The following is a 15,249-nucleotide window of genomic DNA, read 5'->3' as shown; positions in this document are numbered from 1 at the left end:
TCTGACATTTTTGGCAGTTCAGTCCGGTGTGTTGCGGAGACGAAGCACACGTTCCCTGGCCAGGACGGCCGACCGCTCGCTTTTCTCCGCCGCCCGGGCGTACTGCTTTGCCTCAGCGGCAGCGGCCTCGCGTTGTTTGCGCGCGGCATCGAGCGAGAGTTCCAGGGCCCGGAGCCGCTGCCGTGCCTCGTTGACGTCCGCGGTGAGCTGGACGAAGGCTGCCGCGGCGTCCTCCTGGGCCTGGGCGCGGCGTGCGGCCTCGCTGGCGGCATCGGCGGCCGCATCCTCCGCTTCCGCCAGTGCTGCCTGCGCCTTCTCCAGCAGGGACGGCGGAACAGGTCGGGGAGTGCTGCGGACGGCCCGGAGCCGCGGCTGTTCGTGCTCTTCGGCGCCGGCCTTTAGCGGCTGTGTTCGTGTCCGCCGGCCGGCCGGAGCCGTCGTGGCGGAGGATTCCTCCCGACGGCTTTTCGGTCCCGCGCCGATCGGGCGCTGTGCTCCACCGGCTGAAGACTGTGTTCCGCCTTCCGGGCGCTGTGCTCCGCTGGGCCTCTGCGACGGGAGCGGCCGCGGCGGCAGCTTGCCGAGGGCGGACGGAACCGCCACGGCGTCAGTGACATTAACCTGGTCTACGCCGTCGGCGGACAGCCCGCGGAGCAGCAGCCCGCTTTCGACGGCGGCGGCAGCCGCCAGATCCGCCGTGGCGGCCCGCAGTGTTTCTTCCACTTCGGTGGCCACGGGACCGCTGATCTTCCGGCCCTGCTTCTCAGCGGCGAGCCGTGCTTCACCCACAGCGGTGCCGAGGAGCTTCCGCCGTTCCTTGGCGAGTTCCCTCAGTGCTGCGGCATCGAGTGAAGCCTGGGCTTCCTGCATGGTCTGTCCGAGAGTCCTGAGCTGCTGAATGGCGTCGGGGCGATGGTGCGCCAGCACGTTGACGGTCCAAGCGGCCACGGATGGTTTCGGCAAGGTTCGGATCGCCTGGGCAAGGGGCTTGCTGGATGCGGCGGCATCCTTGGCGGCCGCAGTGCGGGCGGCGATGAAGTCGTCGAAGGGAAGCGCATACAGGGCCTGGGCGGCGCGCTGCAGTTCCTCCTCCATGAAAGCCATCATATGTTTCGGCACGCAGGTTTCAGCATGCCCTCACGTGGCCGCAGTTCGCGGGACGCACTTCGGCCGGGCGCGGTTCCGCTCTAGTGGGCGGCCAGCCTGCCGCCATGGCCGCTCTGCCACCTGCCCAGCAGGTAGTGATACATCCTGAGCGCAGCTTTGTAGAGGCCAACGGCCAGTGCATTGATGAGTAGAAGGAGCACTTGCGCGGCGCCGACCCCCAGAAGAAGGAGGCTGAAAACAGCGAGCGCCGGCAAGACCATAAGAAAAACGGCTATAGCGACGCCGATATAGCCGAGGGCATAGCTGACGATTGTCGCCTGGTCCACAGGAATCCCACCACAACCAGCTCAGTAATTCCGGATGCTGCATTTCACTCTGCAGCTAGGGTGATGTGGTCCCCGGCTGCTCCTGCAGCCGGGGACCACTTTGCGGGAAGAGGATCCGCACGCTGATGATGCTGCACCTGCACACTATGCGCTGTGGCGTTCTCTCATAGCTCGCCGCCCAATAAGCAGCTTTTGCGTGTACCGGTATCCCGTCCCGGTCCATGAGGTGTTGACGTGCTGCCGGGTACCCCCTCCTTGACCTCAGTTTCCGATGCTGGCTGATACCGATTTTTATAGCACCGGCGCCGCAGGCCTGGCAAGAGAATTTTCGGGGTGAGGGCAACGGATGCTTGCCAGCTACTAAGCATGCTGATTAACTCATCTCTATAGCTGGTGCCACACCCGCGGTACCTGTCTGGTGGAAAGGAAAGTGCATCATGGGAATTCTTGGATTTCTCCTGCTCGGTCTGATTGCGGGGGCCATTGCAAAAGCCATTCTTCCCGGGAGGCAGGGCGGCGGCTGGATAGTCACCCTCGTCTTGGGCGTTGTCGGGGCCATCCTTGGCGGCTGGATCGGTTCGCTGATCTTTGGTGGTGGCCTGGGTGACTTCTTCGACCTCCGGACCTGGCTGTTGTCCATCCTCGGGGCCGTCATTGTGTTGCTGATCTACGGCGCCGTGACACGCAGAAGCCGGGTCTGATCTGATTCCGTAGCACCACGATCTGCAAGTGGGGTCGGCCCAAGCGAGGGCCGGCCCCACTGGTTCCAGCTTCCCCGCGGCCAAGCGGGGACGCTGGAAGCGACGATATCGCTTGAGAGAGCAGTATCGGTCGAAAGAACAGTCGGGGGAAAGGGCTCGCGGCCGGATGGGAGGTGGGCATGACGTACGCTTCGGAGGATTGGACGATACGCCGTCAGGTCATGGACGTCATTATTGATGTGCTTTCGGGTGTCGCCACAGGCGCCGACGTGCGCGGCAGCCTGTTGCGCCACCTCGAAGAGAACCCTGGTAATCCGGAAAAAGCTCTGCTGGCCCACCTGTCGGACCGGAACATCGCCGACGACGTCGCGTAGCGGCTTCCCGGTCGAAAGCTTGGGGAGGCTACCGCCGCGCCCGGAGTGCGCCGCGCAGCGCAAAACCGACCGCACAGACCAGCGGCACCAGGCAGGCGGTCAGTGACAGGGGATTTGGGCGGAAAGCCAGCCGGCCGCCGTCGTCGTGGGTATAAACGCCCAGGGGGAAGACGAAGCCGCCTCCTCCGCCGCCGGAGCCCGCTGTCTCCGGGTCGCCGCTTTCGGTGCCGCCGCCAAAGCCGAAGGAGACCAGTGCAACGGGAACGAGTTCCTTCCCGTCGAGCCGGACCGGCTCCCCGTAGGCCCTGGACACACCCACATTCTTGAAGGATTCAGTGAGGGACTTCATCGCATCTGTCATGGCCCCACTTTAGGTGACCGTCCACAAAAAGACCCGGGTACGCTGGCGGCCACCGGACAGTGCTGCCAAATCCTCAGGACCAGAATTCGGCGGCCTTGGCGGTGTCCTCCGGGAATTCATATACCTCGCTGACTTTCCCGTCCTTGAGCGCGAAGACGATGACGGTGCGTTGGTCGATGGCCGCCCCGTTGCGTTGCGCGTGCACCCGCTGGAAGCCCACCGTATGGTTTTCCCCGCCAATCAGATCGTCCAAAGCCGCAGGAGCCCGTCGACGACGGATCACCCGGCCGTCCCGGCGGAGCATTGACTCCGGCCTCGCCAAGCCCTAGGTTATCGATTGTCGTTATTAACGGGTTTCGATAACTGGGGGATTGATGAAAGTTACCAAGCGCGCCGTTTCGGCTTCAACCCGGAAAACGATCGTGTCCAGAACAGATGCGCTTTTTCTGATGATTGCGTCGGCAGCGGCAGCAGTCACGACGACGGCGCTCACGGTGTCGGGCATCGTCGCTTCCGCTGCCGGTCCGGTGACGCTCACGCTTCCAGTGGCCACGACGCACCAAGCCGCGTCCGGATTGTCGGTGGGCGCCACCGGGCACTACACCGCCCTTGATGCGACCATCCCGGTGATTCCTTCCGGCCCGGCCGCACTGCTGGCTTGGGCCGGGGCCCTGAACCAACTCGGCATTCTTGCGGTTCTGGCGCTGATCTGCCTGCTGGCCTACCGGCTCCGGAGTGAAATTCTTTTCACGCGTGGTTCTGGGTGGCTCCTTGGTGCCGGGGGATTTGTCCTCGCACTGGCCGGGACGGTGGGGCAGATTCTCGATTCCATTGCGCGGAGCCGGCTGGCAGACCTGATCGGAGTGAACGGGCGCCCGCCGGGGGAGTACTACCTCTTCTCTTTCGACTTCAATGTCGGTCCCCTGGTCCTGGGCATCGCCTTGCTTCTTGTCGCCGGGGTCTTCGAGTTTGGCCGCAAACTGCAGAAGGACACCGAGGGCTTGGTCTGATGCCGGCGGACGAAACCTCAGGAATCCATTGCCGGCTCGACGAGCTGCTGGCAGACCGCGGGATGACCCTGACCGAACTGAGCAAGCGGGTCGGCGTCAGCCTGGTAAACCTGTCGGTGCTGAAAAACGACAGGGCAAGGGCGATCAGGTTCTCCACCCTGGTGGCCATCTGTGACGTCCTGGAGTGCCAGGTCGGGGACCTCCTGGTCACCGCCGGCAGCGCAGCCGGCAGTCCCTGATCCCAATCACCTGCGGGGTCTGGACACAGGAAGCCGCCGGACCTACCGTTCAGGTGGCGGTTGCTGTGGAGGATGATGGCGGCTGCCGCGGGCCCGAAATCGGGCCGCCCGTTATGACAGGAGGAAGCAGATGGAAACTGTTGAAGAGACCGTTGATGTCGCAGTTCCGGTCCATACGGCCTACAACCAGTGGACGCAGTTCGAATCATTTCCGCAGTTCATGTCCGGCGTGGAATCCGTAACCCAGCTGAGCAACACCACCAATCACTGGGTCACGAAGGTCGGCGGTGTGAAGCGGGAATTTGATACGGAGATAGTTGACCAGGAGCCTGATGATCGGATCGCCTGGCGCAGCACCGACGGCAAGTCCCATGCCGGCATCATCAGGTTCACGCCCTTGGATGCCAATCACACGAAGGTGAAGGTCCACTTCGAATGGGCGCCGGAAACCGTCACGGAGAAAGCAGGTGCGGCTCTAAAGATTGACGACATGCAGGTCAAGGCCGACATGCGGAAATTCAAGGACTTCATCGAGTTACGCGGCGCGGAAACCGGTGGCTGGCGCGGCGAAGTCCAGGACAGCGGTCCCACCGGGCAGTTCTAGAAAACCTCGCGCCGTGGACCCGTTGCGTGAACAACAGGTCCACGGCCCGTGCCCTTCCGCGCAGGGCTTCGCTGCGCAGAAGTCGCCTGCGCGCGGACGCCGCTGGCTGACTGTTCTGGCGGCGGTTGCCATGTCGACGGCGGTCCCTCCGCTCGCGGGCTGCACCGCGCCCGAGCCACTGGAGTCTGCTGGACCGCTGCCGATAACGGTGGAGGTGAACCAGTCACGAGACCAGTACGGGAAGCAGGCCATCCAGCTCCTGCTCACCAACGTATCCGGCGGCCCCCTGACGGTGGCCGCGGCGCAATTGGCGTCGCCACTGTTCCACGGGGACATCCTGTGGGAGCCAACAGGCGGAAGCCTCGAGCTGCCTCCCGGCCAGCCCAAGAGCCTTCCAGCCAGGCTGCCGGCTCCGGTCTGCGGCCGGGGCCAATCGACCGCGCAGCAGTCATCGTCGCATAAATCAACCATTCAGCAGCCGGTCGCCACCGTGCGATATTCGGAACCCGGGCAGGGCGGAGTGCAGGAGGTGGCCCCCGTCGCCGTCGACCCCTTCGGGGTCCTGGAGCGGAACAACATGGAGCTGTGCCTGGCGGCGGAGGCGGCCGCCGTGGCGGACATCGTCCTGGACCGCAGACTTGAGGTTGCGCCGGACTCCCGCACCGCCGTCGTCCGGCTGGTCATCACTCCGAAGGAAGCGGACGGTGCGGGCACGGCCAAAGGGCCGATGACCATCGCGAGCATCGACGGGACCACCCTGATTGCCGCGCCGGCGGACGAGCCGTGGCCGCGGAACGTCCGCATCGTGCAGGGCGCCCCGCGCTCTGAACTGCACCTGCGGATCCGGCCTGCCCGCTGCGATCCGCATGCCATCGCCGAAGACAAGGTGGGCACGCTGCTGCCCCTTCACGTGAGTGTGGGAGAACGCGAGGGGCAATTGAAGATCGCAGCCGGCACGGCGCTGCGTGGGCAGATCTACGACTTTGTGACGGCGGCGTGCGCGCCCACCTAGTCGTCAAGGCGCCGGCAGTCCGCGACGGCTTCCCGCAGCTCCGGGAGGTGAAGTCGATGTCCCCGTGCGGCACCAGCCGCGGCTGGCTTTTGACGGGGACCGCCTTGCCGGGTACCTTGCACGCCGGCGTTGCTGCTGCTGTCATGGCGTGCTGCCTTACGGAGGGGCCCCCTCCGCCGCGGTTCTGGGGCCAGACGACGGAGGGGACGTGTGTGGGTTATTTGTTGGCGCGGGAGGGGCCGCCTGCGGACTTCGTATGACCGGTCTTCCGTGCCGGTAACGAACACTCTGCCTTCGCTGACTCAAGGCCTCCCCGAAAACCCATCAATATTGGCTCAAGAAACCTGGCCCGGGCTGGCTTTGCCTGGGTGGATCATGGTCGGCGTAGGGTTGGGAGCTGCCCCCCCCGGAGCCGCTTGGGAGGGCCGGAACTACTCCTGGAGCTACAAACCCGGCACATGGTTCCGGCACATGGTTCATCACCCGAATGGTTCCTGAAAAACCCCTCGGCCGAGGGTCCCATGACGCGAGCACTCCCCGAATTCAGTGAGGCTTCGGAAAAGCGGCCGGACGGATCAGCTGAAGCCGCCGGGCAGGAGCTGCTGCCGCCGTTTTCCCGCCGCCCGGTACTCGGGGAGAGCCTTGAGAACGCGTCGATGCGCACCCGGCGCCCAGCTGACGCGGGCGCACCGCTTTTGCTCAATCCAGGTCAAAGTGTGCCCGGGACCTATCGGCACCTCCGGGCGAAACCAGCAAAAAACCCCGTACCGCCGCCGAACGAGCGACAATACGGGGTTCTTCCCGAGCTTCCTATCAGAATCGAACTGATGACCTTTTCATTACGAGTGAAACGCTCTACCGACTGAGCTAAGGAAGCACCGCACCAATCAGCCGGGAAACCGGCCGGTTCATGCAAGAGACAACTGTAATAGAGTCCCCGTGTCCGGGTCAAAATGAGCGACCCGCGGGCTGCGATTGACGTTGGCAGGACGTTCATTCCGCCGTTGGATCCGGTTCAAGCCACCCACAGCAACGTCGGGGATGCTGGATCCGACAGTGTGGCGCAACATGCCTGCGCACCAGCGGCAAAGGAGCTCGACCATGGCACCAGACAGCGCAATCTCAACGGGCAGCGCAGTACGCACAGCCCTTTCGGCGGACGCGGACGCGGCGGACCATGGCCAGCCCGTCCGCCTGGCGGTGCTGGCCATGGTGGGAACAACCGTGTACGACGGCGGGCTCATGGACCGCGCGATGTCCCGCACACTGGTGGAGCAGGGAGTCCCGGCCGGCTCTGCCCGTTTTGAAGACATGCTGCACTACGCGCGGCAGCGTTCCGGCATCTCCCGCATGACGGTTTTCGCCGAACTGTTCGACGACCCCCAAGCGGCCGCAAGCGCCAACAGGGGCTTCGAGCTGAACTGCGACGAACTCATCGCCGACACCGGAGTCCGGGCCGTCCCGGGGGCCGAGGACACCATCGGCTGGCTCCGGGACGCCGGCATCAAGGTCTGCCTGGCTACCGGCTTCGGGCGCCACACGCAAAACATGGTGCTCGAATCGCTGGGCTGGATGGGCGTGGCGGACCTCAGCCTGTGCCCCGCGGACGCCGGCAGAGGCAGGCCGTTCCCGGACATGGTGCTGACAGCGGTCCTGGCCCTCGACATTGACGACGTCCGGAAGGTCGCCGTGGTGGGGCACTCCGCCGCGGACATCCATTGCGGCCTGCGCGCCGGGGCTTCCGTGGCTGCCGGCGTGCTGACCGGGTCGCACTCCGAGGCGGCGCTTCGCGGCGCCGGTGCCACCGACGTCGTGCCCTCGATCAAGGATTTCCCCGCACTCCTGGAGCGGCGCGCTTCCCGGCTCTGAGGCTCGGGTCAGCAGACGGTGTTGTCCGCCGGCTCCTTGCCGTCCACGAGGTACTTGTCCACGGCGCTGGTGATGCAGGTGTTGGACCGGCCATAGGCGGTGTGGCCCTCACCCTTGAAGGTGAGAAGAGACGCGTTGCCCAGCTGCTTCCGCAGTTCGCTCGCCCACTCCACCGGCGTTGCCGGGTCGCCAGTGGTACCTACGACGACGATCGGTGCGGAGCCGCTGTACTTGACGGCGGAGGGGGTCCGGACGTTCTTGTACGGCCAGTCCGCGCAGTTCGCCCCGCCGTAGGCAAAGAAGTAGCCCAGCGTGGGGGAGGCCTTACGAAGACGCTGCTCCTCGGCACGCATGGCCGCGGGATCGCTGCTCGTGGGGTAGTCCAGGCAGTTGATGGCGCCGAAGGCAAGAGCCGTGTTGGACGTGTATTTGCCATTGGGGGACCGGTTCGAGCCCAGGTCGGCCAGGCGAAGCATGGGGCTGACGTCACCCTTCATGGCCGCGTCCAGTGCCTGCGTCAGAGCTGGCCAGCTTTCGTTGGCGTACAGCGGAACGACGATGCCGCTGACGAAGGCATTGCCGGCCACCAGCCGGCCGTCCTTGGCCGTACGCGGAGTCTGGATCACGGAGTTGATGAGGTCGCGGATCTGCTGGAGGCCGTCGTCGGCCGTTCCGCTCAGGGGGCACCCCTCCTCCCCGAGGCAATGTTCCACGTAGGCGCGCAGCGCCTTCTCGAAGGCCCGGGCCTGGCCCAGAGTCAGCTCCTCAGCGCTGAGGGACGGATCGATGGCGCCGTCGAGGACCATGCGCCCGACATTGTCCGGGAAGAGCGACGCGTAGGTGGAGCCCAGGAAAGTGCCGTACGAAAAACCCATGTAGTTGAGTTTGGAGTCGTTGAGTACGGCGCGGAGGACGTCCATGTCCTTGGCCGCGCTGACAGTGTCAATGTGGCCAAGCACCGCGCCCGTTTGCTCAGCGCACTTGGCGGCGATGGCCTTGTTATCGGCGCGGAGCACTGCCAGTCCGGCGTCGGTTTCCGGCGTGTAGACCTTTGCCCGTGCCTCATCCCGTTCCTTGTCGGTGAGGCAGGTGACGGGTGCCGAGCGCTTTACGCCGCGGGGATCGAAACCGATGAGGTCGTAGTTGGCGCGCACCGCCTCGGAGAAATTACTGTTGCCGGCGTCCCTGACGAAGTCGTAGCCGGATGCGCCCGGTCCGCCGGGGTTGACCAGCAGGCTGCCCTGCTTCTTGTTCCCGGTGCTGGCGATCTTCACGGCAGCGAGTTCAATGGTGTCGCTGTCCGGGTTCGCGTAGTCCACCGGCACCTTGACCTTGGCGCACTGCAGCTTGTCCTCGCAGGGCTTCCAGACAATCGTCTGGGAGTAGAAGTCCTTCAGCCCTTCGGGCGCGGCCGCCGCTATCGAGGGGTCGGCCTGCCCGGTGGAGCCGCCCTGGGAGGACTCGTCCTTGGACAGGCCAAGGGCACTGCACGAGGCCAGCAGCAGGGCCAGCGCCATGGCGCCGGCCGCCCGCATCCCGGCCGCGAGGGTCCGGGGTCGCGAGGACAGGGGCGGTGCAGACATCATGCGGTGTTCTCCTTGTAGGCGGCGTCAGCTTGGTCAGTCAGAGGGCGGGCGGTGCGTGGCTTAGATCAGGCTCGCGGCCATTGACTCCACGGCCAACAGGGGTGCGACGTTGGTGGTGGTGATGCGCTTGCGGGCGTTGTTGATGGCGTCCATCCGGGCGAGTGTCACTTCGGGCCCGGACCGTTGCGCAAACTCCTCCAGCTCGCTCCTGAGTTCAACGTTCACGAGTTCGACGGCGTTCCCCAGTTGGATGATCAGAACGTCCCGGTAGAACGAGAGAAGGTCAGTCAGCGTCCGGTCGAGTGAATCGGTGATGGAACGCTTTGCCCGCCTCTTTTGATCGTCTTCGAGCTGCTTCACCTGGCTGCGCATGGCAGGCGGCAGGGTCCCGGTCTCGGGGGCACCCAGCGTTGCCAGCAGGGCGGCCTTCTCGGCGGCGTCGCGCTCCTCATTGGAGCTGGTGGCCTCCTCGGTGGCGATCTTCACAAGTTTATCAGCCATCATCACGGCGGCCGTAATGCCGCGCAGGCCCAGCGGGAACCGGACGGTCTCCAGGCGCCGTTCCCGGGCCTCGCTGTCCCGGGCCAAACGGCGGGCAATGCCCACGTGGCTCTGGGCCGCCCGCGCCGCCCGCTCAGCAAGGGCCAGGTCCACGCCGTCGCGCTTCACCAGCAGGGCCGCCACGTCTGCGGCGGGCGGAAGCCGCAGCGCCACTGCCCGGCACCTCGAGCGGATGGTCACCAGGACGTCCGCGGGCGAGGGGGCGCACAGCATCCAGATGGTGCGGGGGGTGGGCTCCTCGATGGCCTTGAGCAGCACGTTGGTGGTGCGTTCTGTCATACGGTCCGCGTCCTCCACCACGATGATCCGCCAGCGGGCCGAGGACGGACGGTTGCCGGCGGTCGAAACGAGTTCCCGGGCTTCCTTAATGGTGATGGTCACGTTTTCGGTGCGGACAAAAACGACGTCGGCGTGCGTCTCTCCGAGGATCGTCCTGCACGCCGGGCAGGTGCCGCAGCCGCGCATGGTGACGTCGTCCTGGTCGCAGTTCAGTGCCGCGGCGAAGGCCTTGGCCGCATTGGAACGGCCGGAGCCCGGAGGCCCGGTGAACAGCCAGGCGTGCGTGAGGCCCTCACCCATGGCGGCCTGCCGCAGCTGGGCGACGACGGCAGGCTGGCCCTGCAGGTCGTCCCAGACGGTCATGGCCGTCCCTGCCGGTCGGCGCCGGTTCGTGCGAGGAGCTGCTCGACGCGCGCCAGGATCAGTCCAGCGATGTCCTCGACGGGCTGTCCTGCCTCCAGCACCAGGTAGCTATCCGGCCTGACCGCGGCGAGGTCCAGGAACGCCCGGCGGATCCGGGCGTGGAATTCGTCGGCCTCCGATTCCAGCCGGTCCTCGGCAGCATCCCCGGCGGTGCGGCGGCTGCGGCCCTCGGCCGGGTGGACATCCAGGAGTACCGTCAGGTCCGGCTGCAGACCGGCTGTGGCCCACTCATTGACGCTCCGCACGGCGTCCGTGCCAAGGCCGCGGCCGGCGCCCTGGTATGCCACCGAGGAGTCGATGTAGCGGTCCGTGAGCACCACCTCGCCGCGGGCCAGGGCCGGCCTGATGATCTGGCTGGCATGCGCTGCCCGGGAGGCGGCGAAGATCAGGGCTTCGGTGTGGGCGTCGATGTGGCCGTGGCCGTGGTCCAGCACCAGCGAACGGAGCTTCTCGCCGATGGGCGTCCCGCCGGGTTCCCGGGTGCGCAGCACGGTGAGGCCGCGCGATTCCAGCGAGCCGGCCAGCCGGGCAGCCTGGGTTGACTTGCCGGCACCGTCACCGCCCTCGAAGGCGATGAAAAGTCCGGAGCTCTGCGTATTCACTTATCCAGCCTACCGATTTCCACCGACGAAAATGCCCGGCGCCCGCTTGTGCATCCGGCCGGAAGCAGCCGCTTTCCCAGCGGGCGGGCACCCAACGTACCCTGTGACCATGAGTCTTTCCGATCAGCATGCCGCATCCCTGTCTGCCGAAACGGTGGTTGTGGCCGCCGGCCGTCCGCCCCGTGAACACGATGCGCCCGTCAACCCGCCCATCGTGCTCTCCTCCACCTATTTCGGCACCGGCGCGCTCGACGACGGCGACCGGGGCTACGGCCGCTACTCGAACCCCACGTGGGACCCGTTCGAAGAGGCCCTCGGCCAGCTCGAGGGCGCCTCGCTGCCAGGCCTGCTGTACTCCTCGGGCCTTGCCGCGGTCAGCTCCGCGCTCTCCCTGATCCCCAACGGGGGCGTCCTGGTGATGCCGTCCCACAGCTATTCCGGTTCGCTGGTCATGGCCGCCGAGCTGGCGGAAAAAGGCCTCCTCGAGCTCCGCACTGTGGACATCGCGGACACCGAAGCGGTCCGGGCCCAGTTAGCGCCGCAGGAAGGCAGGGCGGCGGACATGCTGTGGCTGGAAAGCCCCACCAACCCGATGCTCGGCATCGCGGACATCCGGGCGCTCACCCAGGCCGCCCACGACGCCGGCGCCGTCGTCGTCACGGACAACACCTTCTCCACCCCTCTGGTGCAGCAGCCGCTCAGCCTGGGATCCGACGTCGTTCTTCACTCGGTGACCAAGTACCTGGCCGGCCACTCCGACGTGGTGCTGGGCGCCCTGGTGACCTCTGACGCGGAACTGCGCGAAACACTTCTTCACCACCGCATCATCCACGGCGGAATCGCCGGTCCCTTCGAAGCGTGGCTCGCGTTGCGCGGCCTGCGCACGCTCGCCCTGCGGATTGAACGTTCCCAGGCGTCGGCAGCGGTGCTGGCCGAGCGTCTCAGCGCACACCCGGCCCTGGAGAATGTGCGCTTCCCGGGCCTGGTGTCGGATCCTGGCCACGATCTGGCCAAGTCCCAGATGACAGGCTTCGGTTCCATCCTCTGCGTCCAGGTTGCCGCCGCCGGCGGGCTCAGCGCTTCCGAAACCGCGGACAAGCTGGTGCGTGCCCTGAACCTGTGGCTGCCGGCCACCTCCCTTGGCGGCGTTGAGTCGCTCATCGAGCGACGGCGCCGGCACGCTGCGGAACCGGTCAGCGTCCCCGAGAACCTGGTGCGCCTGAGTGTCGGCATCGAAAACGTCGAGGACCTCTGGGCCGATTTGAAGCAGGCGTTGGACGCCCTGGACCGATAGGCTGGGCTGGTGGACGGACGACTTCTGATTTTCTACGTTGAGAGCACGGTCTATTACATTCTGGGGCTGATAGCACTGGCCCTCGAGGTGTGGGCCTTCTTTGACTGCGTCCGCCACCGGCCAAACGCCTTTGAAGCTGTTGGCAAGCGCACCAAAACGTTCTGGTTGGCATTGACCGGTGGCAGCCTGGCCGTCGGCGCGCTGTCTGTGCTCGGCGGCGGATCGGGCGGTCTCCTCGGCCCGCTTGGCCTGTTTGGCCTCGGAGCCGTGGTTGCGGCCTCCGTCTACCTGGCCGACGTCCGCCCGGCCGTGAAGGACGCCGGCCGCGGCGGCAGCCGAAACATGGGCCCTTACGGCCCCTGGTGACCGCACTTTTGGGCGGCGCTAGTCGGCCGCCACAGCTGCCCAGCCGACGGTAAGTTCCCCGAGGCGCCAGCGCGAGGGGCCATCCTGCACCGGCCACCCGCCGTCGAGCAGCGCCCGGCACATGGCCGTCCACCGTTGCCTGTTCCCAAAGGGTGCGAGCGGCGCCGCCTCGAGCCATGCCCGGTCCATCGCCTGCAGCAGCGTGTGGATGCGTTCGCCGGGAACATTGCGGTGGATGAGGGCCTTGGGCAGGCGTTCCGCGATCTCGGACGGCAGCCCGAAACTCCCGAACCGCATAGACATGGTGAGGCTCAGCGGGCCCTTGGCGTCCAGGGCAATCCAGGCGGAGCGCCGGCCAATCTCGTCGCACGTCCCGTCGATGAACAGGCCGTCCGGAGCCAGTCGGCCCTGTACCAGTTCCCAGACGCCGCGGACGTCCGCTTCCTCGTACTGCCGCAGCACGTTGAACGCGCGCACAAACACCGGATTCCCGGGCACCGGAAGTTCGAATCCGCCGTTGTGGAAACTCAGGCCCGGGCGCTCCAGGGCCTTCGCTGCACGCACGCGTTCCGGTTCGATCTCGATCCCGCAGACGCGCACATCCGGGCGTACGGCCCGGAGCCGTTCAAAGAGTTCGACGGCGGTGGCCGGCGAAGCGCCGTAGCCCAGGTCCACCACGAACGGGTCAGCCGCCCTCCGGAGCCGCCAGGCCTGTGGCCCGGCCAGCCACCGGTCCAGCCGGCGCATGCGGTTCGGGTTGGTGGTGCCGCGGGTCACGTTTCCCACCGGCCTGCCCCGGCTGTTCCGGTTGGTCACCACCCGCTCTGCTTTCTGCACCACGGCACCAGCTTAACGGGGAGCCTGCCTCCGGGATGCGGGCGGTCCTGCCGCGTGATGTAACTCTCGGCACCCGTGGGCTGCGCTCGGCTAGGATGAAAATCATGACTTACAAGCTGATTCTGCTGCGCCACGGCCACAGCGAATGGAACGCCAAGAACCTGTTCACCGGCTGGGTGGATGTAGACCTGAACGACCAGGGCCGCGAGGAAGCAGCACGCGGTGGGGAACTGCTGGTAGAGAACAACATTCTCCCGGACATCCTGTACACGTCGCTTCTGAAGCGGGCCATCAACACGGCCAACATCTCCCTGGACAAGGCCGACCGTGGCTGGATCCCCGTCAAGCGCGACTGGCGCCTCAACGAGCGCCACTACGGTGCCCTGCAGGGCAAGGACAAGGCCCAGACCCTGGCCGAATTCGGCGAGGACCAGTTCATGCTGTGGCGCCGCTCCTACGACACCCCGCCGCCGCCCCTGGACGACAGCAGCGAGTTCTCCCAGTCCCGCGATCCGCGCTACGCGGACCTCGGTGACGAAATGCCCCGCACCGAGTGCCTCAAGGATGTCCTCGTCCGCCTGCTCCCGTATTGGGAATCGGACATCAAGGAAGACCTGAAAGCCGGCAAGACCGTTCTGGTCACCGCGCACGGCAACTCCCTGCGTGCCCTGGTCAAGCACCTGGACGGCATCAGCGACGACGCCATCGCCAGCCTGAACATCCCCACCGGCATCCCGCTGGTCTACGACCTGGACGAGAACTTCCAGCCGATCACCCCCGGCGGCACCTACCTCGATCCCGAGGCGGCAGAGCAGGCCATCCTGGCCGTCGCCAACCAGGGCAAGAAGTAAAGTTTTCCCAAGCAAACGGACGACGCCGGCCGGTCACCTCAGGTGACCAGCCGGCGTCGTCCGTCTTTAGTGGAGTTTTTGTCCACTTATTCGCCCCAAATCCCCCCGGAGGAGCCAATAAGTGGACAAAAACTCGCGCCAGGTGCCCGGCCGTGCTCGATGGGCTAGCCGTGCTCGATGCTGTTCGGGTGCCAGGCGCCCGTCACGAGGTAGGTGACCTTCTGCGCCACGGACACGCCGTGATCCGCGAACCGCTCGAAGTAGCGGCTGGCCAGTGCAACGTCCACGGTGGTGGCCGGGGATTCCTGCCACTCGGGGCGGGCGATCGCCTTGAAGACACTGAGGTGGAGGTCGTTCACGGCGGAGTTGGCCTTGAGGATGTCGCGGGCAACCTCGAGGTCGCGGGTCTCCAGCAGCTGGGTGAGCTTGTTCGCGATCTCGATGTCCTGCTCGGCAAAGCTCTTGAACGTCCCGGTCAGCGACTCCGGAATCACCATGGAGGGGAACCGCAGCCGGGCCAGCTGGGCGATGTGGCGGGCAAGGTCACCCATGCGCTCCAGGGATGCGCTCATCCGCAGCGACCCGACGATCATGCGCAGGTCGCTGGCCACGGGGCCCTGCAGGGCGAGGATGTCGATGGCGCGCTCGTCGAGGCTGTTCTGCAGAAAGTCGATCCTGGCGTCCGCGGCGATGACGTCCTGCGCCAGATCGACGTCGGCACTCTCGAACGACGTCGTTGCCTTGCCGATCGCTTCACTGACCAGCTTTGAAATCTCGATGAGGTCCTCGCCCACGTGGGCCAGCTCCTCCTGAAAAACCTTGCGCACGTAGGCGTCCTTTCCTTGGA

19 protein-coding genes and 1 tRNA gene are annotated in these 15,249 nt (G+C 66.1%); 10 read left to right on the top strand and 10 right to left on the bottom strand.

From position 1 onward, the window contains the following. Positions 1 to 18: 18 nt before the first annotated feature. The gene (locus CXZ05_RS11080) at positions 19 to 1,095 is read right to left on the bottom strand and encodes a hypothetical protein (protein ID WP_102972802.1); all 1,077 of its coding nucleotides are present in this window, start codon (positions 1,093 to 1,095) and stop codon (positions 19 to 21) included. Between the two features lie 92 nt (positions 1,096 to 1,187). Continuing rightward, complete coding sequence (locus CXZ05_RS11075) at positions 1,188 to 1,433, bottom strand: hypothetical protein (protein WP_102972660.1); 246 nt, start codon at positions 1,431 to 1,433, stop codon at positions 1,188 to 1,190. A gap of 437 nt (positions 1,434 to 1,870) precedes the next feature. On the opposite strand from CXZ05_RS11075, the gene CXZ05_RS11070 reads away from it, so the two are divergent. Further along, entirely contained in the window at positions 1,871 to 2,134 is a 264-nt protein-coding gene (locus tag CXZ05_RS11070; RefSeq protein ID WP_003801204.1) for a GlsB/YeaQ/YmgE family stress response membrane protein, read from the top strand. Between the two features lie 179 nt (positions 2,135 to 2,313). Continuing rightward, positions 2,314 to 2,508, top strand: a complete 195-nt coding sequence (locus CXZ05_RS22845) for a hypothetical protein (protein ID WP_146033087.1) — start codon at positions 2,314 to 2,316, stop codon at positions 2,506 to 2,508. Positions 2,509 to 2,536: 28 nt separating this feature from the next. Here CXZ05_RS22845 and CXZ05_RS11065 read toward each other — a convergent pair whose 3' ends face one another. Together CXZ05_RS11065 and CXZ05_RS11060 are read right to left on the bottom strand one after the other, a co-directional pair. Continuing rightward, a complete protein-coding gene (locus CXZ05_RS11065; RefSeq protein WP_102972659.1) occupies positions 2,537 to 2,869 on the bottom strand; it encodes a GerW family sporulation protein in 333 nt (110 codons plus the stop codon). Positions 2,870 to 2,942: 73 nt separating this feature from the next. Next, complete coding sequence (locus CXZ05_RS11060) at positions 2,943 to 3,122, bottom strand: hypothetical protein (RefSeq protein WP_180987362.1); 180 nt, start codon at positions 3,120 to 3,122, stop codon at positions 2,943 to 2,945. 169 nt (positions 3,123 to 3,291) lie between these two features. Here CXZ05_RS11060 and CXZ05_RS11055 point away from each other — a divergent pair, with 169 nt between their 5' ends. The 4 genes from CXZ05_RS11055 to CXZ05_RS11040 all read left to right on the top strand — a co-directional run bounded on the left by CXZ05_RS11055 (position 3,292) and on the right by CXZ05_RS11040 (position 5,734). Continuing rightward, on the top strand, positions 3,292 to 3,879 hold the full coding sequence (locus CXZ05_RS11055) for a hypothetical protein (RefSeq protein WP_258006545.1): 588 nt from the start codon (positions 3,292 to 3,294) through the stop codon (positions 3,877 to 3,879). Next, complete coding sequence (locus tag CXZ05_RS11050; RefSeq protein WP_102972657.1) at positions 3,879 to 4,118, top strand: helix-turn-helix transcriptional regulator; 240 nt, start codon at positions 3,879 to 3,881, stop codon at positions 4,116 to 4,118. The genes CXZ05_RS11055 and CXZ05_RS11050 overlap by 1 nt, the downstream gene beginning before the upstream one ends. 130 nt (positions 4,119 to 4,248) lie before the next feature. Next, positions 4,249 to 4,722 (top strand): SRPBCC family protein, encoded by a 474-nt coding sequence (locus CXZ05_RS11045; protein ID WP_102972656.1) that lies wholly within the window; start codon positions 4,249 to 4,251, stop codon positions 4,720 to 4,722. Positions 4,723 to 4,735: 13 nt separating this feature from the next. Continuing rightward, a complete protein-coding gene (locus CXZ05_RS11040) occupies positions 4,736 to 5,734 on the top strand; it encodes a hypothetical protein (protein ID WP_258006544.1) in 999 nt (332 codons plus the stop codon). An 804-nt stretch (positions 5,735 to 6,538) separates the two neighbouring features. Here CXZ05_RS11040 and CXZ05_RS11030 read toward each other — a convergent pair. After that, positions 6,539 to 6,611, bottom strand: a tRNA-Thr gene (locus CXZ05_RS11030). 224 nt (positions 6,612 to 6,835) lie between these two features. Between CXZ05_RS11030 and CXZ05_RS11025 the strand changes: the two genes are divergently transcribed. Beyond that, a complete protein-coding gene (locus tag CXZ05_RS11025; protein WP_102972653.1) occupies positions 6,836 to 7,603 on the top strand; it encodes an HAD family hydrolase in 768 nt (255 codons plus the stop codon). An 8-nt stretch (positions 7,604 to 7,611) separates the two neighbouring features. On the opposite strand, the gene CXZ05_RS11020 is transcribed toward CXZ05_RS11025, so the two are convergent. The 3 genes from CXZ05_RS11020 to tmk all read right to left on the bottom strand — a co-directional run bounded on the left by CXZ05_RS11020 (position 7,612) and on the right by tmk (position 11,054). Next, entirely contained in the window at positions 7,612 to 9,186 is a 1,575-nt protein-coding gene (locus CXZ05_RS11020) for an alpha/beta hydrolase (RefSeq protein ID WP_180987369.1), read from the bottom strand. 63 nt (positions 9,187 to 9,249) lie between these two features. Further along, positions 9,250 to 10,392: a DNA polymerase III subunit delta' gene (locus CXZ05_RS11015; protein WP_102972651.1), complete on the bottom strand. Its 1,143-nt coding sequence runs from the start codon at positions 10,390 to 10,392 to the stop codon at positions 9,250 to 9,252. Next, the gene (gene tmk, locus CXZ05_RS11010) at positions 10,389 to 11,054 is read right to left on the bottom strand and encodes a dTMP kinase (protein WP_102972650.1); all 666 of its coding nucleotides are present in this window, start codon (positions 11,052 to 11,054) and stop codon (positions 10,389 to 10,391) included. The genes CXZ05_RS11015 and tmk overlap by 4 nt, the downstream gene beginning before the upstream one ends. Positions 11,055 to 11,163: 109 nt before the next feature. Between tmk and CXZ05_RS11005 the strand changes: the two genes are divergently transcribed. Beyond that, positions 11,164 to 12,348, top strand: coding sequence for a PLP-dependent aspartate aminotransferase family protein (locus tag CXZ05_RS11005; protein ID WP_102972801.1), 1,185 nt, complete (start codon positions 11,164 to 11,166; stop codon positions 12,346 to 12,348). Positions 12,349 to 12,357: 9 nt separating this feature from the next. Further along, the gene (locus CXZ05_RS11000) at positions 12,358 to 12,714 is read left to right on the top strand and encodes a DUF2516 family protein (RefSeq protein WP_102972649.1); all 357 of its coding nucleotides are present in this window, start codon (positions 12,358 to 12,360) and stop codon (positions 12,712 to 12,714) included. A gap of 18 nt (positions 12,715 to 12,732) precedes the next feature. Here the strand turns inward: CXZ05_RS11000 and CXZ05_RS10995 are convergent, their stop codons facing one another. After that, positions 12,733 to 13,554 carry a class I SAM-dependent methyltransferase gene (locus CXZ05_RS10995; protein ID WP_180987361.1) on the bottom strand — a complete coding sequence of 274 codons (822 nt, stop codon included), beginning with the start codon at positions 13,552 to 13,554 and terminating at the stop codon, positions 12,733 to 12,735. Between the two features lie 101 nt (positions 13,555 to 13,655). On the opposite strand from CXZ05_RS10995, the gene CXZ05_RS10990 reads away from it, so the two are divergent. Then, on the top strand, positions 13,656 to 14,402 hold the full coding sequence (locus CXZ05_RS10990) for a phosphoglyceromutase (protein ID WP_102972648.1): 747 nt from the start codon (positions 13,656 to 13,658) through the stop codon (positions 14,400 to 14,402). 164 nt (positions 14,403 to 14,566) lie between these two features. On the opposite strand, the gene phoU is transcribed toward CXZ05_RS10990, so the two are convergent. Further along, on the bottom strand, positions 14,567 to 15,229 hold the full coding sequence (phoU, locus tag CXZ05_RS10985) for a phosphate signaling complex protein PhoU (RefSeq protein WP_102972799.1): 663 nt from the start codon (positions 15,227 to 15,229) through the stop codon (positions 14,567 to 14,569). Between the last annotated feature and the right edge of the window lie 20 nt (positions 15,230 to 15,249).

Source organism: Arthrobacter sp. AFG20 (assembly GCF_002892795.1).
Lineage (GTDB): Bacteria > Actinomycetota > Actinomycetes > Actinomycetales > Micrococcaceae > Arthrobacter.
This window is presented reverse-complemented; position numbering and strand designations above follow the sequence as displayed.